The organism is Enterobacter cloacae complex sp. I2, from assembly GCF_014896205.1.
GTDB classification, from domain to species: domain Bacteria; phylum Pseudomonadota; class Gammaproteobacteria; order Enterobacterales; family Enterobacteriaceae; genus Enterobacter; species Enterobacter quasihormaechei.
This window is the reverse complement of record NZ_JADBRA010000025.1, coordinates 1-23,008: the sequence shown is the minus strand read 5'-3', so window position 1 is coordinate 23,008 and position 23,008 is coordinate 1. Positions and strand designations below refer to the sequence as shown.

Annotated in this window: 20 protein-coding genes; 15 read left to right on the top strand and 5 right to left on the bottom strand. The window is 56.0% G+C overall.

From position 1 onward, the window contains the following. Positions 1-22 precede the first annotated feature (22 nt). Genes motA through cheW form a run of 4 tightly spaced genes read left to right on the top strand, consistent with a single transcriptional unit; the run spans position 23 to position 4,373 of the window. Positions 23-910, top strand: a complete 888-nt coding sequence (gene motA / locus IM300_RS19515; protein ID WP_003859696.1) for a flagellar motor stator protein MotA — start codon at positions 23-25, stop codon at positions 908-910. Next, positions 907-1,836 (top strand): flagellar motor protein MotB, encoded by a 930-nt coding sequence (motB, locus tag IM300_RS19510; protein ID WP_022648511.1) that lies wholly within the window; start codon positions 907-909, stop codon positions 1,834-1,836. The genes motA and motB overlap by 4 nt, the downstream gene beginning before the upstream one ends. A gap of 4 nt (positions 1,837-1,840) precedes the next feature. Further along, a complete protein-coding gene (gene cheA / locus IM300_RS19505; RefSeq protein ID WP_107533278.1) occupies positions 1,841-3,850 on the top strand; it encodes a chemotaxis protein CheA in 2,010 nt (669 codons plus the stop codon). A 19-nt stretch (positions 3,851-3,869) separates the two neighbouring features. Beyond that, the gene (gene cheW, locus IM300_RS19500; protein ID WP_003859699.1) at positions 3,870-4,373 is read left to right on the top strand and encodes a chemotaxis protein CheW; all 504 of its coding nucleotides are present in this window, start codon (positions 3,870-3,872) and stop codon (positions 4,371-4,373) included. A 97-nt stretch (positions 4,374-4,470) separates the two neighbouring features. Here the strand turns inward: cheW and IM300_RS19495 are convergent, their stop codons facing one another. Beyond that, on the bottom strand, positions 4,471-5,730 hold the full coding sequence (locus IM300_RS19495) for a dicarboxylate/amino acid:cation symporter (protein ID WP_193037934.1): 1,260 nt from the start codon (positions 5,728-5,730) through the stop codon (positions 4,471-4,473). Positions 5,731-6,156: 426 nt separating this feature from the next. On the opposite strand from IM300_RS19495, the gene IM300_RS19490 reads away from it, so the two are divergent. The 11 genes from IM300_RS19490 to cheZ all read left to right on the top strand — a co-directional run bounded on the left by IM300_RS19490 (position 6,157) and on the right by cheZ (position 17,776). After that, positions 6,157-6,729, top strand: a complete 573-nt coding sequence (locus IM300_RS19490) for a spore coat protein U domain-containing protein (protein ID WP_063450136.1) — start codon at positions 6,157-6,159, stop codon at positions 6,727-6,729. A 7-nt stretch (positions 6,730-6,736) separates the two neighbouring features. Then, positions 6,737-7,285 (top strand): spore coat U domain-containing protein, encoded by a 549-nt coding sequence (locus IM300_RS19485; protein ID WP_193037932.1) that lies wholly within the window; start codon positions 6,737-6,739, stop codon positions 7,283-7,285. A gap of 16 nt (positions 7,286-7,301) precedes the next feature. Continuing rightward, positions 7,302-8,063, top strand: coding sequence for a molecular chaperone (locus tag IM300_RS19480; protein ID WP_193037930.1), 762 nt, complete (start codon positions 7,302-7,304; stop codon positions 8,061-8,063). Further along, positions 8,039-10,423: a fimbria/pilus outer membrane usher protein gene (locus tag IM300_RS19475; protein WP_193037928.1), complete on the top strand. Its 2,385-nt coding sequence runs from the start codon at positions 8,039-8,041 to the stop codon at positions 10,421-10,423. The genes IM300_RS19480 and IM300_RS19475 overlap by 25 nt, the downstream gene beginning before the upstream one ends. Beyond that, the gene (locus tag IM300_RS19470; RefSeq protein ID WP_193037925.1) at positions 10,420-11,382 is read left to right on the top strand and encodes a spore coat U domain-containing protein; all 963 of its coding nucleotides are present in this window, start codon (positions 10,420-10,422) and stop codon (positions 11,380-11,382) included. Before IM300_RS19475 ends, IM300_RS19470 begins: the two co-directional genes overlap by 4 nt. An 86-nt stretch (positions 11,383-11,468) precedes the next feature. Beyond that, positions 11,469-13,136: a methyl-accepting chemotaxis protein II gene (tar, locus tag IM300_RS19465; protein WP_193037923.1), complete on the top strand. Its 1,668-nt coding sequence runs from the start codon at positions 11,469-11,471 to the stop codon at positions 13,134-13,136. Positions 13,137-13,180: 44 nt separating this feature from the next. After that, a complete protein-coding gene (gene tap, locus IM300_RS19460) occupies positions 13,181-14,782 on the top strand; it encodes a methyl-accepting chemotaxis protein IV (RefSeq protein WP_193037921.1) in 1,602 nt (533 codons plus the stop codon). A 19-nt stretch (positions 14,783-14,801) separates the two neighbouring features. Beyond that, entirely contained in the window at positions 14,802-15,668 is an 867-nt protein-coding gene (gene cheR, locus IM300_RS19455; RefSeq protein ID WP_063868450.1) for a protein-glutamate O-methyltransferase CheR, read from the top strand. Further along, positions 15,665-16,714 carry a chemotaxis response regulator protein-glutamate methylesterase gene (locus IM300_RS19450; RefSeq protein WP_003859716.1) on the top strand — a complete coding sequence of 350 codons (1,050 nt, stop codon included), beginning with the start codon at positions 15,665-15,667 and terminating at the stop codon, positions 16,712-16,714. Before cheR ends, IM300_RS19450 begins: the two co-directional genes overlap by 4 nt. A gap of 17 nt (positions 16,715-16,731) precedes the next feature. Further along, a complete protein-coding gene (gene cheY / locus IM300_RS19445; protein WP_000763862.1) occupies positions 16,732-17,121 on the top strand; it encodes a chemotaxis response regulator CheY in 390 nt (129 codons plus the stop codon). A gap of 10 nt (positions 17,122-17,131) precedes the next feature. Beyond that, positions 17,132-17,776, top strand: coding sequence for a protein phosphatase CheZ (cheZ, locus tag IM300_RS19440; RefSeq protein ID WP_063450128.1), 645 nt, complete (start codon positions 17,132-17,134; stop codon positions 17,774-17,776). A gap of 48 nt (positions 17,777-17,824) precedes the next feature. Here the strand turns inward: cheZ and IM300_RS19435 are convergent, their stop codons facing one another. The 4 genes from IM300_RS19435 to IM300_RS19420 form a co-directional block, all read right to left on the bottom strand. After that, on the bottom strand, positions 17,825-18,979 hold the full coding sequence (locus IM300_RS19435) for a fimbrial protein (protein WP_193037919.1): 1,155 nt from the start codon (positions 18,977-18,979) through the stop codon (positions 17,825-17,827). Continuing rightward, positions 18,969-21,527 carry a fimbria/pilus outer membrane usher protein gene (locus IM300_RS19430; RefSeq protein ID WP_193037917.1) on the bottom strand — a complete coding sequence of 853 codons (2,559 nt, stop codon included), beginning with the start codon at positions 21,525-21,527 and terminating at the stop codon, positions 18,969-18,971. Before IM300_RS19430 ends, IM300_RS19435 begins: the two co-directional genes overlap by 11 nt. Positions 21,528-21,535: 8 nt before the next feature. Continuing rightward, a complete protein-coding gene (locus IM300_RS19425; RefSeq protein WP_193037915.1) occupies positions 21,536-22,228 on the bottom strand; it encodes a molecular chaperone in 693 nt (230 codons plus the stop codon). Positions 22,229-22,361: 133 nt separating this feature from the next. After that, positions 22,362-22,937: a fimbrial protein gene (locus IM300_RS19420; RefSeq protein ID WP_063868454.1), complete on the bottom strand. Its 576-nt coding sequence runs from the start codon at positions 22,935-22,937 to the stop codon at positions 22,362-22,364. Positions 22,938-23,008: the final 71 nt, after the last annotated feature.

Here is a 23,008-nt window from a genome sequence, read left to right as displayed (position 1 = left end):
TCACTAGCGGAAGGATGATGTCGTGCTTATCTTATTAGGTTACCTGGTAGTTCTCGGTACAGTTTTCGGCGGTTACATGATGACCGGCGGGCACCTTGGAGCACTCTATCAACCGGCTGAACTTGTCATCATCGGCGGTGCAGGGGTAGGGGCTTTTATCGTTGGGAACAACGGTAAATCGATCAAGGGCACGCTGAAGGCGATTCCGCTGCTGTTTCGTCGTTCGAAATACACCAAAAGCATGTATATGGATCTGCTGGCGCTGCTCTATCGTCTGATGGCGAAGTCACGTCAGCAGGGGATGTTCTCGCTGGAGCGGGACATCGAAAACCCGAAAGAGAGCGAAATTTTCGCCAGCTACCCGCGTATTCTGGCCGATGCGATGATGCTCGATTTTATCGTCGATTACCTGCGCCTGATCATCAGCGGCAACATGAATACCTTCGAAATTGAAGCCCTGATGGACGAAGAGATCGAAACCCACGAGAGCGAATCTGAAGTGCCGGCCAACAGCCTGGCGCTGGTGGGCGACTCGCTTCCGGCCTTCGGGATCGTGGCGGCGGTTATGGGCGTTGTTCATGCCCTGGCCTCGGCGGATCGCCCGGCGGCAGAGCTGGGGGCGCTGATTGCCCACGCGATGGTGGGAACCTTCCTCGGCATTTTACTGGCCTACGGCTTTATCTCCCCGCTGGCGAGCGTGCTGCGCCAGAAGAGCGCCGAAACCACCAAAATGATGCAGTGCGTGAAAATTACGCTGCTCTCAAACCTCAACGGCTATGCACCACCGATCGCCGTCGAATTTGGTCGTAAAACGCTCTACTCCAGCGAACGTCCGTCGTTTATCGAACTGGAAGAGCACGTGCGTGCGGTGAAAAACCCTAACCAACAGACGACCACCGAGGACGCATGAAAAACCAGTCCCACCCGATCGTCATCGTAAAAAAGCGCAAGCATAAGGGGCACGGGCACGGTTCTCACGGCTCCTGGAAAATCGCCTACGCCGACTTTATGACCGCCATGATGGCTTTCTTCCTGGTGATGTGGCTGATCTCCATCTCCAGCCCGAAAGAGCTTATCCAGATTGCGGAATATTTCAGAACGCCGCTGGCGACGGCGGTCACCGGCGGGCCGCGTATTTCGAACAGCGACAGCCCGATCCCCGGCGGCGGTGACGATTACACCCAGCAGCAGGGCGAAGTCAAAAAACAGCCTAACATCGACGAACTGAAAAAACGGATGGAGCAGGCGCGCCTGAAAAAACTGCGCGGCGACCTGGATCAGCTGATTGAAGCGGACCCCAAACTGCGCGCGCTGCGTCCGCATCTGAAGATCGACCTGGTACAGGAAGGGCTGCGCATTCAGATCATCGATAGCCAGAACCGGCCGATGTTCAAAACCGGCAGCGCCGACGTGGAGCCCTATATGCGCGATATTCTGCGCGCGATTGCACCGGTGCTGAACGGTATTCCTAACCGCGTTAGCCTGTCCGGTCACACGGATGATTTCCCGTACGCCACGGGCGAGAAGGGATACAGCAACTGGGAGCTTTCTGCCGATCGCGCCAACGCCTCGCGACGCGAGCTGGTGGCGGGTGGGCTTGATGATGGCAAGGTCCTGCGCGTGGTCGGCATGGCTGCAACCATGCGCCTTACCGACCGCGGACCGGATGACGCCATCAACCGTCGTATCAGTCTTTTAGTGCTGAACCAGCAGGCGGAGCAGGCCATCCTGCACGAAAACGCCGAAAGTCAGAATGAGTCACTGGACGATTTAAAACAGCCTGGGGCCGTCCCTTCGGCTGCCGTTCCAACATCGCCACCAGCCAATCCGAGGTGATAGCGTGAGCATGGATATTACCGATTTTTACCAGACATTTTTTGATGAAGCCGATGAACTGTTGGCCGATATGGAGCAACATTTGCTGGATCTGGTGCCCGAAGCACCGGATTCAGAACAGCTCAATGCCATCTTCCGTGCGGCGCACTCCATTAAAGGCGGAGCCGGCACGTTTGGATTTACCATTTTGCAGGAAACGACCCATTTAATGGAAAACCTGCTGGATGAAGCACGACGCGGTGAGATGCAGCTCAATACCGACATTATCAACCTGTTTTTGGAAACGAAAGATATTATGCAGGAACAGCTCGACGCCTATAAAAGTTCGGCAGAGCCTGATGCCGCCAGCTTTGAATACATCTGCAACGCGCTGCGTCAGCTCGCGCTGGAAGCCAAAGGTGAGGCGTCTGCGCCCGTTGTCCCTGCGGCAAAACTGAGCGTTGTTGACGCCGTTGCTGAGCCAGATACGGCTCCTGAAGCGCCCGCAGGGAAACTGCGCGTGGTGCTGTCACGCCTGAAAGAGAACGAGGTCAACCTGCTGGAAGAGGAGCTGGGTAACCTGGCGACGCTCAGCAACGTGGTGAAGGGCAAAGACAGTCTGGCCGCGACCCTCGACGACGGTATCGGCCAGGACGACATCGTGGCGGTGCTGTGCTTCGTTATTGAAGCGGATCAGATTGCTTTTGAAACCGACGCTGCGGCGGTTGAAGCGCCCGCTGCGGAAGAAAAGGCCCCTGCGATGGTCCCTGCTGCCCCTGCGCTGAAGGCCGTGCCTAAAGAGACGGCATCGCCGGCGCGCGGTGAAAAACCGGCGGCGCGTTCCAGCGAGTCCACGAGCATTCGCGTGGCGGTAGAAAAAGTGGATCAGCTGATCAACCTGGTCGGTGAACTGGTTATCACCCAGTCGATGCTGGCCCAGCGCTCCAACGAGCTGGACCCGGTGACCCACGGGGATCTCATCACCAGCATGGGCCAGTTACAACGTAACGCCCGCGATTTGCAGGAATCGGTGATGTCCATCCGCATGATGCCGATGGAATATGTCTTCAGCCGCTTCCCGCGCCTGGTGCGCGACCTGGCCGGCAAGCTCAACAAGCAAATCGAACTCACGCTGATGGGCAGCTCTACCGAGCTGGACAAAAGCCTGATCGAACGCATTATCGACCCGTTAACGCACCTGGTGCGTAACAGCCTCGACCACGGCATCGAGCTGCCGGAAAACCGCGTGGCCGCCGGAAAATCGCCGGTTGGCAACCTGATCCTCTCTGCGGAACATCAGGGCGGCAACATCTGCATCGAAGTGACCGATGACGGCGCGGGCCTGAACCGCGAGCGTATCCTGGCGAAGGCGATTTCGCAGGGGATGGCGGTCAACGAAAACATGACCGATGAAGAAGTGGGCATGCTGATTTTTGCCCCGGGCTTCTCAACCGCAGAGCAGGTCACCGATGTTTCCGGCCGTGGCGTGGGCATGGACGTGGTGAAACGTAACATTCAGGAGATGGGCGGTCACGTTGAGATCCAGTCTAAGCAGGGCGCGGGCACCACGATTCGTATCCTGCTGCCGCTGACGCTGGCCATTCTTGACGGTATGTCCGTTAAAGTGGCGGACGAAGTCTTTATTCTGCCGCTGAACGCGGTGATGGAATCCCTCCAGCCGCGTGAAGAAGATCTCCATCCGCTGGCGGGCGGCGAGCGCGTGCTTGAAGTGCGCGGCGAATACCTGCCGCTGGTGGAGTTGTGGAAAGTGTTCGAAGTGGACGGGGCAAAAACCGAGGCGACGCAGGGTATCGTTGTGATCCTGCAAAGCGCCGGGCGCCGCTACGCGCTGCTGGTCGATCAGCTGATTGGTCAGCATCAGGTGGTGGTTAAGAACCTGGAAAGTAACTACCGCAAAGTGCCGGGGATCTCTGCTGCCACCATCCTGGGTGATGGTAGCGTCGCGCTGATCGTCGATGTATCGGCACTTCAGGGATTAAATCGTGAACAACGTGTGGCGAACACAGCCGCCTGATTAAGTAAAAGGTAATAACATGACCGGTATGAGTAACGTAACGAAACTGGCGGGCGAGCCATCTGGGCAGGAATTCCTGGTTTTCACTTTAGGGGATGAAGAGTACGGGATCGACATTCTGAAAGTGCAGGAAATTCGCGGTTACGATCAGGTAACGCGCATTGCGAACACGCCAGCGTTTATCAAGGGTGTGACCAACCTGCGCGGTGTGATTGTGCCTATCGTGGATCTGCGCGTGAAGTTCAGCCAGGGCGACGTGGAGTACAACGACAACACGGTGGTGATTGTCCTGAATCTGGGGCAGCGCGTGGTAGGGATCGTCGTGGACGGCGTGTCTGACGTGCTGTCGCTGACCGCCGATCAAATCCGTCCTGCGCCGGAGTTTGCGGTCACGCTGTCGACGGAATACCTGACGGGTCTGGGTGCGCTCGGCGAGCGTATGCTGATTCTGGTCAATATTGAGAAGCTGCTGAACAGTGAAGAGATGGCGCTGTTGGATATCGCGGCGAATCACGTGGCATAAAATTAAAGCCGGGCGGCGGCGTCGCCTTACCCGGCCTACACATGGCTCGAACACGTATGCCGGGTAAGCGTCAGCTTCACCCGGCTCTTTTGTATCCTTACGCCTCCTGCTCCACCAGCTCTGCCTCCGCTTCCCGCGCCCCTTCATTCTGCGACAGCATCGCCGTCGCGATCCCGTTCCCCAGCACGTTAATGGCCGATCGGCCCATATCCAGGAAATGGTCAATTCCCATCAGCAGCAGGATCCCGGCGACCGGAATGTTAAAGCTCGGAATGGTTGCCGCCAGCACCACCAGCGACGAGCGCGGTACGCCCGCAATACCCTTCGAGGCCAGCATCAGCGTGAGCATCAGCACCGTCACCTCGGTCAAACTCAGGTGAATATTGTACGCCTGGGCGATAAACATCGAGGCGAACGAGCAGTACACCATGGAGCCGACCAGGTTAAACGAATAGCCGATTGGCAGGACGAAAGAGGCGATATTACGTGAACAGCCGAAGCGTGCTAGCTGCTCCAGCGTTTTAGGGTATGCCGCTTCTGAACTGCTGGTGGTAAACGCCACCAGCACCGGATCCTTCAGCATCGCCACCAGACGGAAAACCTCTTTTTTCAGCACCATATAACCGACCGCCAGCAACACCAGACAGGTCAGGAGGATCGCCACATAGTAACCACCAATAAACGAGGCATAGTTCAGCAAGATGCCCAGCCCCTGCGTGGCAATCACCGACGAAATCGCTGCAAAAATGGCGAGCGGCGCAACGTACATCACGTAGCCCGTCACTTTAAGCATAATGTGGGACACCACATCCAGCGCCGCGACCAGCGGGGCGTTGAATTTTTGGCCCAGCGACGCGCCGCCAATGCCGAAGAACATCGAGAAGACCACAATTTGCAGGATCTCATTGTTGGCCATCGCGCCGGCAATGCTGGTTGGAATGGTGTGTGACAGGAAGGCTTTCAGCGACATCCCGCTCACGGCCAGGCCGGTATCAACCGTCTCTGTAGGAATGCTCAGGTTCAGACCGCTGCCGGGTTGTTCAAGGGTAACGATAAACAGCCCCACCAGAATGGAAAGCACGGACGAGCTGATAAACCATACCATCGCTTTACCACCGACGCGTCCAATCGTCGACGTTTCACCCAGCCTCATAATGCCCACCGTCAGGGTGCTGAACACCAGCGGGGCGATCACCATTTTAATCAGCCGCAGGAAGATATCGGTCAGCAGCGTAATGTTCTCCGACCAGGCCTGTATCGCGTCGGGCGATGCATATTCATGGATCGCCGCACCTGAAAGAATACCCGCCAACATGAAAATCACGATGAAGAGCGTGAGTTTGTTTGCACTTGCCACAAAAAGATCCTCAATGCGCTAAAAGAGTTTCCTGCGTCAATGCATACAAAATTTTTATTTAAGCGCAGGAAAATATTCGGGGCATAAATTGAAGTAAAGCGGGGTGAGTTACAACTTGTTTTTAATTTTTATGAAATTCGTTGTTTTGCAGGTCACGATATATTGTGACTCAGATCACACTACAGGCGATATATCCTCAAGCTAAGCAAGAATAATGCCTCTTTTTTTTTGCTAACTCTTTGTAATGTTTGTTAATAGTCTGTTAATTCGGGCGAAGTTGACCGCTTTTTGATGAAAGTGGTTGAAGTGCTAACCATAAACTAAATTCTCAGTAACCGCGCCGGGGAATGTTTTAGCGGGGCTAACATATTGAACAGTATGAATAAAATATAGCAAGCGAACCTATAATCTTCTGGAGAGTGGTAAATGAAAAGAAAACTTCTTTTTATCTGCGCGGGCACGCTGCTGACGGCGACAACGGTCGGTCAGGCTCTCGCGGTCACCAGTAGCGGCACTATCGGCGCGACGCTGACGCTGACCAACGGCTGCTTGATCAACGGCTCGCCAACGCAAAACGGCATTAACTTCGGTACGCTCGATTTCGGCACCCATCCTGCTACGTTTTCCACGCTGACAACCCAGTTAACCGGTGCCAGCGGAGGAAACACCTTTACCATTCAATGTACCACCGCCAGCTATACGGTGGCGATCACCGGCAACACCAACGCTACCGCACCCGGAACCGTCGTCGGCACCCCAGGTACGCCTGGCCGCTATTTGGTGAACACCGCCAATGCGGCGCAGGGCGTTGCCTACAGCCTGTTCAGCGACAGCGGTTACAACAACGTGGTTGCGAACAATGCCGCGCTGCCGGTTGCCTCTACGGCGGGTGGGGTGGACAGCTACACCCTTTACGCACGCATCACGGGCGGCGGCAATAGCGTAACGGTCGTACCGGGAACCTATACCGACACGATTAACGTCAGCGTCACCTACTGATTCAGCCATGAAGGCACTGTGTTTATGTCTGCGCGTCAGCGCAGAGGGCCTCGTGCACCCTTTTTTGGCCCTGTTCGTCGGGCTGGTGCTGCTCCCCGACGCCAGGGCGGTGACGTCCCAGTCATTCAGGGTGAGCGCGACGGTGGTACCCGGATGCTCGGTAAGCACCGGCACCGGCGGGCGTTTCGGTACGCTAAATTTCGGGACCCGCAGCGGTGTGGAAAGCGCGCCGGTCAGCACCAGTTTTGTCGCCGACGGCGCGTTGTCCATCGCCTGTACGCCGGGCGTGGCGCTAAGCATGAGCATTAACGGCGGGCAGAACTACAGCTCGGTGCGGCGGATGACCCGTTCTGGCGGGACGGAGGTGGTTGGATACCGCCTTTACAGCAGCGGCTCTCTGGCCGCAAACAGTGAAATAGGGGTTAACCAGGCCATACCGATTACCTATACCAACAGCAATAACATCGCGCTGCCTCTTTTTGGCGTCGCGCTTCTGACCGGGTTTAGCCCGTCAGGAACTTATTCAGATCAACTCACCGTGACCTTGTCATGGTAGGAAAGGGAGAGCATCGATGAAGCCATTTTTCAGGCGGTCAGGCCTGATAAGTCTGTTGGGGGTAACGGCCCTCGCGGCGGTAAAGGCGCAAGCAGCGGCAACCATTCTTCTGTGGCCCATCGATCCGTGGCTTTCGGCAGAGGCCAAAGCCACTGAATTGTGGATCCAGAACCAGGGCAACAGCGCCACGACAATGCAGATACGCATTGTGCGCTGGAAACAGGAGGGCGGTTATGAACGTTACACTGCCCAGCAGGATGTGGTCGCCAGCCCGCCGATTGTGACCATCGCAAACGGCAGTAAACAGCTTATTCGCCTGATCAAGCAGGGGACAATCCCGTCGGGCGTCGAGCAAGCCTACCGCATTATCGTGGATGAAATTCCCCAGCCGGATGCTAAAGCGGAACCGTCCCTCGGCCTGAAACTGCAAATGCGCTACTCCATTCCTTTATTCGTCTACGGCCAGGGGATCCCCACCCTCAATGAAGGAGCGCATCACGCGCTGGCGAACACGCAACAACTCAGCTGGCGGGTCATTCAGGAGGGGGGAAAACCCGCGCTTCAGGTCCGCAATCAGGGGAACGTTCACGTCAGGCTCAGCCAGGTTGCGGTTGAGCAGGGCGGGCAAAAACGCACGGTTGCCGAGGGGCTACTGGGTTACGTGCTGCCAGGCAGCACCCGAAGCTGGCCGCTTCCGGCAGGGATTTATCAGCCGAATCGGATGAGCGCGCAAATTAATGCCAGGGATACGCAATGGCAATCGACGCCCGACAGCTGAAACCGGCGATGATGATCCTGCTTTGCGTCAGTACCAGCGCCTTTGGCGAAACCGGCGACGACAGTTTACCGCCGCCGCCGGACGCGCAGACGATGAACGGTGAAGCAGTATTCCAGCTCGCCCTGGTGCTGAACCACTATGACACGGGTCTGGTGGTGCCGGTGACGCAGCGCGAGGGCGCCTGGTTTATTTCAGGGGCAGATTTGCTTCGCGCCGGGCTGCCGCCGGAGCATGTGCCTGCCGGAGAGGTGAACCTTTCAACGCTTTCATCGGTACGCGTGGAGTATGACAGCAGCGCCCAGCGGCTAATGCTGACGGTCCCACGGGACTGGGTTGCGGCGCGGATCACCTCGTTTAACGGTCAGAGCGCGCAAAGCAAACCGCATTATGGCCGGGGTGCGCTGCTCAACTACGACGTTTATACAAACCATACCGAGCACACGGGCGGCCAGGCATCGCTGTGGCATGAGTTCCGCTATTTCAACGAAGACTATTCGTTTTCTTCAACAGGGTACGCCCGACAGAATTTCGCCGGAAGCAGCGGGCAGCAGGAAGGGTACGTGCGTTATGACTCGACCCTGCTGATCACCAACGAAGAGGATGCCACCACCTGGACCGTCGGGGACGTTATCAGCGATGCGCTGAGCTGGAGCACCAGCGTGCGCATGGGCGGGATCAGCTACGGGCGCGACTTCTCCCTGCGTCCGGATCTGGTGACCTGGCCGCTGCCGGAGTTTTCCGGTGAGGCGGCGGTGCCGACCTCGGTCGATCTGTTTATCAACGGCTACCGTTCCGGCTCCACCCGTCTTCAGCCGGGGCCGTTTACCCTCACTAATCTGCCGTATATCAACGGCGCGGGGGATGCGGTACTGGTTACCACCGACGCGCTGGGGCGTCAGGTGAGCACCACGCTGCCGTTTTATGTCAGCAGCGATGTGCTGAAGCAGGGATTGAGCGACGGCGCTTTGACGCTGGGCAGCCTGCGGCGCAACTACGGTATAGACAATTTCGACTATGGCCCGGCGGCGGGCAGCGGATCGTATCGCTACGGGTTCACCGACTGGCTCACGCTGGAAGGGCACGCGGAAGGGGCGGAATCGCTGGCGCTCGGCGGCGCGGGCACGGTGGTGAAGCTCGGGCGTTTTGGCGTGGTCAATACCGCTTATACCCAAAGCCGGATGCGCGGCGACGAAGGGGGACAGATGAACTGGGGCTATCAGTACAGCACCAGCGAGTTTAGCGTAGCGACCCAGCATACCCGACGCGATCGCGGCTTCGGCAACCTCGCCCTGTACGATCAACCCACCGTTTATGATGAATATGATAACCCCATTGCCAGCCTGAGCCGCAATACCGACCAGTACTCCTTAACCTTTAACCTCGGTGATTACGGCAATATCGGCGCGGCGTGGATCGGCGTTGAGAGTTTTGACAGCCGCAAAACCGAGCTGCTTAACCTCTCCTGGAGCCGCAATCTGTGGGGCTCAAGCAGTATTTATCTGGCTGCCAGCCGTGACCAGCAGCGAGGCGACTGGACGGTTGCGCTGTCGTTGCAGGTTCCCCTCGGCGAACGTGACAGCGCCGCCGTCACCTTTGAAAACACGCCTGACGCAGGCAGCACGCAACGCATTAACTATAACCACTCGATGCCGTCTGACGGCGGCTTTAGCTGGAACATGGCCTGGGCCAACCAGTCGCGGTCGAGTAACTATCAGCAGGCCACCCTCGGCTGGCGCAATAACAACGTTGAGCTTCAGGGCGGCGGCTACGGCGAGAAGGGCATGATGACCTGGTGGGGCGAGGCGATGGGATCCATTGTGCTGATGGACGGTGAACTGTTCGCGGCGAACAAAATCAACGACGCGTTTGTGGTGATCAGCACCGACGGACACCCGGACGTACCCGTCAGCTACGAGAACCAGCCGGTGGGTAAAACCAATAACAAAGGCTACCTGCTGGTGAGCGGCGTTTCCGCCTACTATCCGGCAAGCTACCGCATTGATACCCTGAACCTTCCGGCAGATACCCGGCTGAAGGAGACCGAGCGTCGGGTGGCGATTCGTCGGCATAACGGCTATCTGGTGGATTTCCCGATGGAGCAGGAACGGGTTGCGAGCGTGATCCTCCACGACGCGCAGGGCTATGCGATCCCGGTGGGAAGCCAGGTCAAACGCGCGTCCCGCAGCAGCGCGGTTGTCGGCTATGACGGCCTCGCCTGGCTGGAAAACCTCAACGATGTGAATCCACTGGAGGTCATTACCCCGGACGGTAAACGCTGTACCGCAACGCTGACCGTGGGCGCAAACCCCGAGCATAAGCTGCAAACCTACGGTCCGCTGACCTGCCGGGAGGCGCCATGAAACGCCTGATAATAGCCATACTGCTGCTGTTTTCGGGCAGCGGCTGGGCGGCCTGCACCATCAGTACGGTGAACGCCTCGTTTGGCAGCGTCACCTCGTTCGCCCTGAGCAGCACGGGGGAGGTGCAAACCACTGGCACGCTGGTGGTCTCCTGCGATACGGTCCTCAACCTCCTCACCAACGACTCGGTGACGCTGACCTACACCTCGGCATCGATAGCCGCCAACAGCCGCGCCACCATGAAACGAACCGATAACGCGGCTATCGCGGACGTTATCCCCACGCGCCTGTGCGGTGCCACTGGCTGTGGCGGAAACAGTGAAGTGCAAATCAGTAAATCCTATACCTGGAGCGGCAACACCCTGCTCGGGCTGCTGGGGTCAAGGCGCTACAACATTCCCCTTTATTTCCGTACCGTGCCGGGGCAGAACGTCACGGCCGGGCCATACCAGGTATTGCTAACGTTCAGCATCAACTACAACGTGTGCGCCGTTGGCGCAGCCGGGCTGTGCCTGACCCCGCAAACCGGCACGGCAACCACCTCTATCCTCCTCAATATGACCGTCACCAACGATTGCAGCACCATGACCACGCCGGACGTGAACTTCAACAGCGCGCCGCTGGTGCAAAATTTCCCCACCGTTTCGCAGTCGATCGCCGTCACCTGCACCAAAGGCAGCACCTACACCATAGGGATAAACAATGGCGCAAACGCCCTGAACAACGTTCGTCGTATGGTTAGCGGCAGTAACTTTATGAGTTACGACATCTATAAAGAGGCGACCAGCAACCGCTGGGGCGGCAGCGGCAGCGAGCGCTGGGCCAGCGCCAGCTCGTCCCAGGTCAGTACCGACGGGCTTTTACGCACCTACAACTACACCGCTAAAGTCCTGACCAGCCAGGCCACGCCGCCTGCCGGAACCTACAGCGACACGCTGATCGTTGACGTCGCGTTCTGATCCTCCGCGCTTTTCCCTTTCGCAAATGTAAAGTTCCCGTGGCCCGTGCCGATAACACCGTTAATCAATCGATGAGAAGGTGTTGTATGTTGAACCGTATCCGCGTTGTCACAATGCTAATGATGGTGCTGGTCATTTTCGCACTTCTTCAGCTTATTTCTGGCGGCCTCTTTTTCTCGTCTTTAAAACAGAACCAGGACAGTTTCGCGGCCTCGAACGATTTGCGCATGCAGCAAAGTGAACTGACCACGACCTGGGATCTGATGTTGCAGACGCGTATCAACCTGAGCCGCTCGTCCGCCCGCATGATGATGGACCCGAACAACCAGCAGAGCAGCGCCAAAACCGAACTGCTGAAGAACGCGCGCGCCACGCTGGCAGACGCGGCGAAACACTACGACGCCTTCAAAAAAATCGCCCCTCAGCCCGCAATGGCGCAGGCGAGCGCAAATATAGATGAAAAATATCAGGCCTACTTTGCCGGCCTGACGGAGCTGGTGCAGTTCCTGGAGAAGGGCAATATGGATGCCTATTTCGCCCAGCCGACCCAGGGCATGCAGAACGCCCTCGGCGCGGCGCTCGGCGAGTACGCCAAAGCCAGCGGCGAGCTTTATCACTCGGCGTTTACGCAAAGCCAGAGCGACTACCGTTTTGCAAAATGGCAGATGGCGGTTCTTGCCCTCGCGCTGGTCATCGTGCTGATGGCTGTCTGGTACGGCATTCGCCATATCCTGCTGAACCCGCTGGGCCGCGTCATTGCGCATATCCGTGACATTGGCCGGGGCGATCTCACTAAAACGCTGACCGTATCTGGCCGCAACGAGATCACCGAGCTGGCGACCAGCGTCGACTATATGCAGCGTTCGCTGATTGATACCGTCGCCAACGTGCGCGAGGGGGCGGATGCCATCTACACCGGCACGAGTGAAATCGCGATGGGTAACAACGATCTCTCGTCCCGTACCGAACAGCAGGCGTCTGCCCTGGAAGAGACGGCGGCCAGCATGGAGCAGCTCACCGCAACCGTGAAGCAGAACGCCGACAACGCCCGTCAGGCGTCTCAGCTTGCAGAAAGCGCGTCCGAAACCGCCCAGCGCGGCGGTCGTGTGGTCGACGGCGTGGTGAAAACCATGCACGACATTGCCGACAGCTCGAAGAAAATCGCTGACATCATCAGCGTTATCGACGGCATCGCCTTCCAGACCAACATTCTGGCGCTGAACGCGGCCGTTGAAGCGGCGCGAGCGGGCGAGCAGGGACGCGGATTTGCCGTGGTCGCCGGCGAAGTGCGCAACCTTGCCAGCCGCAGTGCCAACGCGGCGAAAGAGATCAAAGCCCTGATTGAAGACTCTGTTTCACGCGTGGATACCGGCTCGGTGCTGGTGGAAAGCGCGGGAGAAACCATGAATGACATCGTGAATGCCGTGACGCGCGTGACGGACATCATGGGTGAAATCGCCTCTGCATCGGACGAGCAGAGTCGTGGTATTGACCAGGTCGCCCTGGCGGTATCGGAAATGGATCGTGTGACGCAGCAAAACGCCGCCCTGGTGCAGGAGTCCGCTGCGGCGGCCGCTGCGCTGGAGGACCAGGCGAGCCGCCTGAAAATGGCCGTCTCGGCGTTCCGTCTTACTTCAAAAACAACAAATACGGTCAGCTCGCGGCAGGTGTACGGCGAAGCAGCCCCGGCGCCCGTGACAGCACGTACGCGCGCAGCGGTGACCGGACAAGATGAAAACTGGGAAACATTTTGACTGACAATTAAACCGCGGCTGCTTGCCGCTTGATGGGAGCGTGGATGTTAAATCGTATTCGTATCTCGACCACACTGTTTTTGATTCTGATCCTGTGTGGGGTTTTGCAGGTTGGCAGTAACGGGTTGTCTTTCTGGGCGTTTCGCGATGGCTATCAGAATTTGCAGGAAGTTGAGACGAGTAATCAGCAGCGCTCCGCACTGGCACAAACGCGTGCCGTGCTGTTGCAGGCAAGCACTGCGCTGAACAAAGCAGGGACCTTAACCGCGCTGAGCTATCCGCCGGATGATATTAAGACGCTGATGGTCGTGGCCCGCAGCAGCCTGAAGCAGGCCGACGCGCAGTTTAAGGCGTTTGCGGCGCAGGAGGCGGTGAGTGAGAAAGAGAAAGCGCTGAAGGTCGCTATGAAGAAGAACTTTGATGCGTGGTACGGCGATCTCGAGCATCAGGCGACGTGGCTGGAGAACAACCAACTTTCTGACTTCCTGACCGCGCCGGTACAGGCATCTCAGGCGGCGTTCGACGGCAGCTTTAACGCGTGGCAGCAGGATATTAACCAGTTTGTGGCGCGTGCCGGCGCGGACAGCCGTACCAGCTACCGCATGTCAGGGATGATTTTTCTGACCGTGATGATCCTGGCGGCCCTGCTGACCGGCGGCTCGCTGTGGTGGTCGCGCAAAACGATCGTGCAGCCGCTGGCCATCATCAGCAGCCACTTCGACAGTATCGCAAAAGGCGATCTGGCGCGTCCGGTTGCCGTGTATGGCAAGAATGAAATATCGGCGATTTTTGCCAGCCTGAAGGCGATGCAGGGATCGCTGCGGGAAACGGTAAGCAACGTACGTCAGGGCAGTTACGCCATGCACACCGGGATCTCAGAGATTGCGGCGGGCAATAACGATCTGTCGTCCCGCACCGAACAGCAGGCGGCATCGCTGGCGCAGACGGCGGCCAGTATGGAGCAACTGACCGCGACGGTAAGCCAGAACGCCGATAACGCGCGTCAGGCGTCCGACTTGTCCAGACAGGCGGCGATGACGGCGAAACGTGGGGGTGACCAGGCCTCGCACGTCGCCAGCACGATGCAGGAGATTGCCGCCAGTTCGCAGAAAATTGGCGACATTATTAGCGTCATCGACGGTATCGCGTTCCAGACCAATATTCTGGCGCTGAACGCTGCGGTGGAAGCGGCGCGTGCCGGGGAGCAGGGACGCGGGTTTGCGGTGGTTGCCGGTGAAGTCCGTAACCTCGCAAGCCGCAGCGCCAACGCGGCGAAAGAGATCAAAGGGCTGATTGAAGAATCGGTCTCCCGCGTCCAGCAGGGATCCGCGCTGGTGGATACCGCCGCGCAGACCATGCACGAGATTGTCACCTCCGTGACGCGGGTGAACGACATTATGGGCGAGATTGCCTCGGCGTCGGATGAACAGCGCCGCGGCATTGAGCAGGTGGCGCAGGCCGTCACGCAGATGGATCAGGTTACGCAGCAGAACGCCTCGCTGGTGGAAGAGGCGGCGTCGGCTGCCGATCAGCTGGCGAACCAGGCGGATCACCTTACCGGGTTAGTCGCCGTATTTAATGTGAAAGAGCACGTTGAAGCAGTAACAGAAGTCGGACGGTCACAGGCCGTGCCCGTTGTATCCTGAATGTGATTAAGAAGGCGCTATGACATCACCCATGCCCTCAGGGCAAACGTCATTATTGTTGCAGATGACACAGCGCCTCGCGCTGTCCGACGCGCATTTTCGTCGGATATGTCAGTTAATCTACCAGCGTGCGGGGATCGTGCTTGCTGACCATAAGCGAGACATGGTCTACAACCGGCTGGTGCGGCGCCTGCGCACGCTGGGGCTGGACGATTTTGGCCGCTATCTGAGCATGCTCGAAGCGAACCAGAACAGCGCCGAATGGCAGGCATTTATCAACTCATTAACCACCAACCTGACCGCGTTTTTCCGCGAGGCGCATCACTTCCCGGTGCTGGCGGAACACGCCCGTCGCCGTAGCGGAGAGTATCGCGTCTGGAGCGCGGCAGCCTCCACCGGTGAGGAGCCGTACTCGCTGGCCATCACCCTGGCGGACACCCTGGGCATGGCGCCGGGCCGCTGGAAAGTATACGCCAGCGACATCGACACCGAAGTGCTGGAAAAAGCCCGCAACGGCGTTTATCGCCAGGATGAGCTGAAAACGCTGTCGCCTCAGCAGCTACAGCGTTACTTCATGCGCGGTACAGGCCCGCACGAAGGACTGGTGCGCGTACGCCAGGAGCTGGCGAACTGCGTGGAATTTGCCCCCGTTAATTTACTGGACAAGCAGTACAACGTGCCGGGGCCATTCGACGCCATTTTTTGCCGTAACGTGATGATCTATTTTGATAAAACGACGCAACAGGACATTCTGCGTCGCTTTGTTCCGTTGCTCAAGTCTGACGGTTTACTGTTTGCCGGGCACTCGGAAAACTTTAGCAACCTCGTGCGTGAGTTTAGCCTGCGTGGGCAAACGGTATATGCGCTGAGTAAGGAAAAAGCATGAGTAAAATCAGGGTATTGTCTGTCGATGATTCGGCGCTGATGCGTCAGATCATGACCGAAATCATCAATAGCCACAGCGATATGGAGATGGTGGCGACAGCGCCCGATCCGCTGGTCGCGCGGGATTTAATCAAAAAATATAACCCCGACGTGCTGACGCTCGATGTCGAAATGCCGCGCATGGATGGCATCGATTTTCTGGAAAAATTAATGCGCCTGCGACCGATGCCGGTGGTGATGGTCTCCTCCCTGACCGGGAAAGGCTCGGAGATTACCCTGCGCGCGCTGGAGCTGGGGGCGGTGGATTTTGTCACCAAGCCGCAGCTCGGCATTCGCGAGGGGATGCTGGCGTACAGCGAGATGATCGCCGAGAAGATCCGCACCGCATCCCGGGCGAAGCTCGCCGCGCACAAGCCGACGGCGGCCCCGGCAACGCTGAAGGCGGGGCCATTACTCAGCTCGGAAAAACTGCTGGTGATTGGCGCGTCAACCGGAGGAACAGAGGCAATTCGCCATGTACTCCAGCCATTGCCCCTCTCAAGCCCGGGTATCCTGATTACGCAACATATGCCGCCAGGCTTTACCCGCTCGTTCGCGGAGCGCCTGAATAAGCTGTGCCAGATTAGTGTGAAAGAGGCGGAAGACGGCGAGCGCGTGCTGCCGGGACACGCGTATATCGCTCCGGGTGACAAACACATGGAGCTGGCGCGAAGCGGGGCGAACTATCAAATCAAAATTCATGACGGGCCGCCGGTTAACCGGCACCGTCCGTCGGTGGATGTGCTGTTTCATTCGGTGGCGAAACATGCGGGGCGCAACGCCGTAGGGGTGATCCTGACGGGGATGGGCAACGATGGCGCCGCCGGAATGCTTGCGATGCACCAGGCTGGCGCCTGGACCATCGCGCAGAATGAAGCAAGTTGTGTGGTGTTCGGCATGCCGCGCGAGGCCATCAATATGGGTGGCGTGAGCGAAGTGGTCGATCTTAGCCAGGTAAGCCAGCAGATGCTGGCGAAAATCAGTGCCGGACAGGCAATACGTATTTGACTCAGGAGTATTATTTTATGGCGGATAAAGAGCTTAAGTTTTTGGTTGTGGATGACTTTTCCACCATGCGTCGCATTGTGCGCAACCTGCTGAAAGAGTTGGGATTCAACAATGTTGAAGAAGCAGAAGACGGTGTGGATGCGCTGAACAAACTTCAGGCTGGCGGGTTTGGCTTTGTGATTTCCGACTGGAACATGCCAAACATGGACGGTCTCGAACTGCTGAAAACCATCCGCGCGGATGCAGGCATGGCCTCTCTGCCGGTGCTGATGGTGACCGCAGAAGCGAAAAAAGAGAACATTATTGCTGCCGCACAGGCGGGCGCAAGCGGCTACGTGGTGAAGCCTTTCACCGCGGCGACTCTGGAAGAGAAGCTCGGCAAGATCTTCGAGAAACTCGGCATGTGAGGTGGTGGTGATGATGCAACCTGCTATGAAACCCGTTGAAGAACATTCGCCGAGCGACATTATTGCCCGCATTGGTAGCCTGACGCGCATGCTGCGCGACAGCCTGCGTGAACTGGGGCTGGACCAGGCGATCGCCGAAGCGGCGGAAGCCATCCCTGACGCCCGTGACCGTCTGGACTACGTGGTGCAGATGACCGCGCAGGCAGCCGAGCGCGCGCTGAACAGTGTTGAAGCTTCGCAGCCGCACCAGGACGCGATGGAGAAGGGCGCAAAAGCCTTGACCCAACGCTGGGACGCGTGGTTTGAAAACCCAATCGAGCTGGCCGACGCGCGCGAGCTGGTCACCGATACCCGCCAGTTCCTGGGTGACGTGCCGGGACACACCAGCTTCACTAACGCCCAGCTGCTCGACATTATGATGGCGCAGGATTTCCAGGATCTTACCGGCCAGGTGATCAAGCGCATGATGGATGTGATTCAGGAGATTGAGCGTCAGTTGCTGATGGTGCTGCTGGAGAACATTCCGGAACCGGCCGCCCGTCCGAAACGCGAGAACGAAAGCCTGCTCAATGGGCCACAGCTCGACGCCAGCAAGGCGGGCGTGGTGGCAAGCCAGGATCAGGTGGACGATCTGCTGGACAGCCTCGGCTTCTGATAAATGCGTTTACCCTCAGGTTGTTTGAGCAGCCTGAGGGTGTTCTGGCTAGCGTAGATCCATTTTTACCGTCACGTTACCTTCGAAGCTGCCGGGTTTCGGAGGGGCATTTGTAGTGCTTACTGGGGTCGCTTTAATGCGAACCACGCCATTACCCTGTTCATCCATAGTGACCGGAAATTCAAAACTGCCGTCCAGCTCTACGTTTTTGCTACTCTCATCAAAAATTCTGACGCCTATATCATCCCGGCCGATCGTTTTGGCAATAACGGGATCGCTACCATCGACCACACCCTGATCGGCGCTGAGGGTAAGTTTGATCCGGTCGTTTTTGCCAACGGCGTTACTGTCGCAGTGATAAGAAATATCAACATCCTTAAGCGCAAAACCCTTCGGCTGTTGTCCTCTGGTGACGAACTGGCTGGATATCAGATCGCCAAAATCAACTTCTATCGTGCTGCCTTCGTTTATCGTACAGCTCAGAGGAGCTGAAATGTTGCCGCTTAGCCAGATATTAGAAACCAGCTGAGCGCTCGCTGGGCTGCAATCGCCATCGTAATAAAGGCAGGCATAGTTTTGAACAACCAGCGTAGGGGGAATCGTTGCCACGCCAAGGATCGGTTTTTTTACAAGAAAATCGGCTGCGATAACGTTCCATTTGAACCTTCTTTGCGCCGTAGCACCACTTTCCGGGCGCGTATCTTTATTACAGACGTTTGCGGTAGCCTCGGTGTATTTTATGCCCTCTACCTTTCTGTTCATTGCTGAAAGAGGGGTAGGGTATTGGTTTATTTCGAGCTTCGTCAGCCCCTTACCTTCAGGGGCGTTAATTGCGTCGCTGTAGCCAGAAACATCAATGTCCAGTGAGTCTGTAAGATAGCCAAAGCCGCTGGCGCCGGCATTTAACGGGCTCCCGGCGAAGGTCAGCTCCATAATCAGGTCTGAACCCTTCATGTCGCTGGGGCACGTGCAGCTGGCCTCCATCTCCGCTCCGCTTCCCAACAGATGGTCGTTTACAGGCACAACATTACCGGTAATATTTTCCGACGACGCCAGTTCACGGCTGTAGGAAATCTGGTAATCCTGAGGCCCGGGGAAACAGTTTGTTAATATTGTCACGGCATGCAGGTCAAAAGAGAGGGCCGCAGTGAGTATTGTCCCGGAGAGAAGAGGGACAAGGCATGAAGAAATGTTAGTTCGCATGTTTTGTTTCCTGCTGGCAAATGACGTTGGTGTAGCGGATCCCTGTTGGGCCAGATAAAACCGGGGCGTTAGCAAGCGTGACATGACCTTTACACTGCTGTTCGCTGGCTTTTCCCCACGCCACATTAAGCCGAGCGTTGTCCCCAATACCGGCCAAATAAACAGTACCTGTGTCGTCCACGATCCCATTGATAGTGGAATCGGTTACGTTAGCGACTGCGCCAAAAGGAACAGTTTTACCATCAGGGCGAATAAGCGTAATTAGCGCGCGATAACCCACATGCGCGTCGACATTTGCCATCACTGCTGCGCTGCGCGAAGGGATAAGGCTGATAGTCGTTTCACTTGTGTCAACGTCCTGCGGTAGGCTTGCGGTGTCGATACGAATACGGTTTTCCTGGTAAGGGGTGAGGGAAGGAATAACCGCATTGCCCTGCCAGTCAGTCTGGATCCCGCGTTGGTTTTTGAATCGGATACCCGGTGCCCCGTTGGCGCTAATAATGGCAAACTGATTGCCTAGCGGCTGGGCAAGCGTTATTCCGTGCGGGTGGGCAACGATTGCACCGCTCATGCCGTAGTTCAACTGCTGGCTATTGTCGGTGGAGTAGGTGTAGCCACCGTTAAGAATGGCGTAACGGGAGCGATAGGTGCCGTAGACGCTGCTGGTATCGTCACCATCGTGGTTGGCGTGGCTTTGTTGCAAAGAGTAACTGAGTCTTTCATCGTCCAATAGAGTGCCGTTGAGACCCAGGTTCTGGCGAGTATAGCCATGCTTTGTATTGCTAAGGGTATAGCTGCTCCACGCGCGAGGTAGCCATTTACTGAGGGGCATACTGATCCCGAAAGAGATCATTTTGTCAGTGCTGTCGTCGTTCATTTTACTGTAGGTATAGGCCATGTGCATGCTTATACCCTCAATAACGGTGTTGAAACCGGCTGAGAGGTTTCTCTCTTTGCGTGAGGTTCCCCAGTAATCCTGTTGATAGCCATTCAGATAGACGCTGCTTCCTAACACGTTTTGACTGAGGTTCACCTGAATGCGGTTGCGTTTGTTGTAACGGTAAAGCCAGTCATCCTCATTGCCGTCATATTTTTGGGTGGAGTCTGCAAAACTGTAGTAGCCACTGGTGGAATAGCGATAGCTGGCAAGGGTGAAATTGGTATCTGTTGCATCAATTTTGCCTGAATAGAGCAGGCGGTATGATTGACCGGTACTTTGATCATCGTTATCAAGACGCGTTTTAGCCACTGTCACGTCAGCAGAAATTGAGCCGAGGTATCCCAATGCGATCCCGGCACCGCCGTTAATGGCCTGATAATCTTTAGACGCAGTAACCCCCCCGAACAACGTGAAGGTGTTATCAAGGCCATAAATTACGCTGCCCTGTATAAATTCGGGTTCTTTTTGATCGTTGCCACTCTCTGAGCGGTAGCGTGCAGCAGTGAGTTCGTACTTTATGTGTCCGGGCCGTTGCATGACGGCAATGCTGGAAAAAGGTTGAGTAAAATGGTGCTCAGTGCCATCCGCCTCTTTAACGGTAACGTTCAGATCGCCGCTATTGGTCGTTGAGTAAAGATCGTTGATTTCGAACGCGCCCGGCGCAACAACTTGCTGATAGATTAGATAGCCATTTTGTCGAACCGACACTTCAGCATTGGAACTGGCAATACCGCGTATAACTGGCGCGAAACCTCGCTTATTGTATGGCAACATTTCTTCATCTGAAGCGACGTTTATCCCGAGATATTGCAGGCTATCAAAGATCTCGCCACGGGTACTGCTTTCCCCGGCGGTGAACTGTGCTCTCAGTAGATCAATGTCATGTTGAACATACGTGTTGATAGATTCCCAGTTTGAATCGTCTTCTGTTTCATTCCACGTAGAGTAATTACGAATTCGCCAGCCACCCAGATTGGCTCCACTGCGTAAGTTGAGGTAGCGAGTCGTTGACGTATTCCGCTCGCTATCCTCTTGCTGCGAGCCTGAGAAGGCGTAATCGGCAAACATAACCGGAACACCATCATTCCAGCGCGATGGATCAATGTCGTCCAGACGACCACCATTTAGCAATGCGGCTTGCGGAATGCTGAGCTCCAGCGTCATTTTGGAGAAATCAAGGGTGGATGAGGCAAACGGGATATAGTGATAAAGGGGTTCCGAAAGAGGAATCTGCCCCTCCAGACCCGCCAGTAAGGGAAACTTATCTACATCAATACCCCATTTTCGCAGCATGTCCGGTGTGATTTGCGCGACCAGTTCACCAGACCCGCTGTTCACGTATGAAATTTGTTCGTCCTCACGTCGCGACTTATTAAGAAGAACGTGTGATGAATAGCGACCCGGAAGCTGACCATTTTCTCTGGAGAAGAGAGAAAGATCGATATCCTGCTGTTGCAGCGCATCGCCTTCCAGGGACGAGGGAGAAAAGAGATATTCCCGTGCCAATACATTACTGGATGTGAGTAATAACGCGCCACTCAGGTAGGGTAACAGCGGAGACAATCCGGCGTTGCGTTTTCCTCGAGTAAGCCGTAATCCCTTAGTCATATATCGTATTAACCCTGAATCAAGTTGGACGTGTAAAGTTCCGAGGCGTTGCCATAATCAGTAATGCAGCGCCAGCTCACGCGGGATCCTGACGCCTTCTCAGGCAGGATGAATGAAGCCTGAGAGGCTGGGGCCACCATATCGGCTTTTGGTAGCGAGATACCGCCGACCTGTAGGCTGTCAAAAATGCTGTAATACGCCCCCTCATTGACAATCAGGAGATCGTTTTTCTGCCGTTTGAAACGCAGATTTTTACAGGTCTCGCCGGGGGTACCTTGCAGATTTACAGGACGCCAAAAAAGCTTGAGCCGGGTTTTGTAGACGAGGCGCAGAATGTTTTTGTTGCTATCCTCTTTTGCCGTAGCGGGGATGGTGCGAACATTCATGTAAAAAAGAGATTCACGATCGTCTGGAAGTGCGACTCCGTTCCAGGCAACACGGAGACTTTGTTCTTTCTGCGGATCAAGGCGAAAAAGTGGCGGAGTGATAATGAAAGGCCCGCGAGTTTTACCGTCACCCGTATCCGTCCATGATTGTATCAACCAGGGTAAAGTGCGATCTTTATTGATGAGAGGCAGTGCGATCTCTTTTTGGTCTGCATTGTAAATGATGCGAGTACGCCCAATTTGAATGCCTGCTGCATGGCTAAATGAAGTCAAAATTAGCGGAAGACATAAAAGTACTTGCGGGATTTTATGCATAAGATGCCTGCAAAAGGTAAATCACAAAAAAAGATAATAGTCCGACATTCATCGGGCTATTATCGGTGAATGTTATTTCGACGCAGCGTTGGCAAGATAAATATTGGTTAGCTAAATATTTATCAAATATATATTAACGATAAAGAATATTTACCGTTAAATCGGCATCAGCCGGGCCGGCTTCCACGTTGGCGTCAAATGACTTATATCGCGCTGAAAAATCAGCATGAATCTGATCGTCTTTAATCGTTGGAAGGGTAATTGATACCTGCTCTTCACTGCCATCAAATGCAATCAACTTTGTCGCATCGGCAACTGGACTCACCGCAATGCCTACGCCTTTAGCAGCAGTTTCGCCTTCAGTGGTGATTTTGCTGACATCCAGCAGCGTTGGCGAGCCCGTAAGCGCAGTCTGACCGTTGAAGGTTAACTGCACGGCAGGCAGACCATCGCTCTTGAGAGGGCAATCGGCAAGGGTAATGCTGAAATTCTTGAGTTCTGTTTCAGTGCCTGGCGCGGAAAAGTAAGACTTAGGATAGGTGCCAAGGGGAATAGTGCTGTCCGTTCCGTCGTCTCCCACTATTGTACAGCTTGGTTCGATAATCTGACCGGTGAAATGTATGGTTCCGGCATTCATTTCAGCAGCGAAAGCACTTGCGGAAGATAAAGCCAGAAAAAGGCTGACCACCGCTGACTGGGTATACTTCATAAGTAATTTTCCTTAACCTAATTATCCATTTGTCGAATATTTAAAACTGGGCGATAAATATAATATATTTA

Bases quoted from the DNA above. Each gene is read 5' to 3' on its own strand.
- motB (WP_022648511.1), top strand. From the start codon at position 907: ATGAAAAACCAGTCCCACCCGATCGTCATCGTAAAAAAGCGCAAGCAT.
- cheW (WP_003859699.1), top strand. From the start codon at position 3,870: ATGACCGGTATGAGTAACGTAACGAAACTGGCGGGCGAGCCATCTGGG.
- IM300_RS19490 (WP_063450136.1), top strand. From the start codon at position 6,157: ATGAAAAGAAAACTTCTTTTTATCTGCGCGGGCACGCTGCTGACGGCG.
- IM300_RS19485 (WP_193037932.1), top strand. From the start codon at position 6,737: ATGAAGGCACTGTGTTTATGTCTGCGCGTCAGCGCAGAGGGCCTCGTG.
- IM300_RS19480 (WP_193037930.1), top strand. From the start codon at position 7,302: ATGAAGCCATTTTTCAGGCGGTCAGGCCTGATAAGTCTGTTGGGGGTA.
- IM300_RS19475 (WP_193037928.1), top strand. From the start codon at position 8,039: ATGGCAATCGACGCCCGACAGCTGAAACCGGCGATGATGATCCTGCTT.
- IM300_RS19470 (WP_193037925.1), top strand. From the start codon at position 10,420: ATGAAACGCCTGATAATAGCCATACTGCTGCTGTTTTCGGGCAGCGGC.
- tar (WP_193037923.1), top strand. From the start codon at position 11,469: ATGTTGAACCGTATCCGCGTTGTCACAATGCTAATGATGGTGCTGGTC.
- tap (WP_193037921.1), top strand. From the start codon at position 13,181: ATGTTAAATCGTATTCGTATCTCGACCACACTGTTTTTGATTCTGATC.
- cheR (WP_063868450.1), top strand. From the start codon at position 14,802: ATGACATCACCCATGCCCTCAGGGCAAACGTCATTATTGTTGCAGATG.
- IM300_RS19450 (WP_003859716.1), top strand. From the start codon at position 15,665: ATGAGTAAAATCAGGGTATTGTCTGTCGATGATTCGGCGCTGATGCGT.
- cheY (WP_000763862.1), top strand. From the start codon at position 16,732: ATGGCGGATAAAGAGCTTAAGTTTTTGGTTGTGGATGACTTTTCCACC.
- cheZ (WP_063450128.1), top strand. From the start codon at position 17,132: ATGATGCAACCTGCTATGAAACCCGTTGAAGAACATTCGCCGAGCGAC.
- IM300_RS19435 (WP_193037919.1), bottom strand. From the start codon at position 18,979: ATGCGAACTAACATTTCTTCATGCCTTGTCCCTCTTCTCTCCGGGACA.
- IM300_RS19430 (WP_193037917.1), bottom strand. From the start codon at position 21,527: ATGACTAAGGGATTACGGCTTACTCGAGGAAAACGCAACGCCGGATTG.
- IM300_RS19425 (WP_193037915.1), bottom strand. From the start codon at position 22,228: ATGCATAAAATCCCGCAAGTACTTTTATGTCTTCCGCTAATTTTGACT.
- IM300_RS19420 (WP_063868454.1), bottom strand. From the start codon at position 22,937: ATGAAGTATACCCAGTCAGCGGTGGTCAGCCTTTTTCTGGCTTTATCT.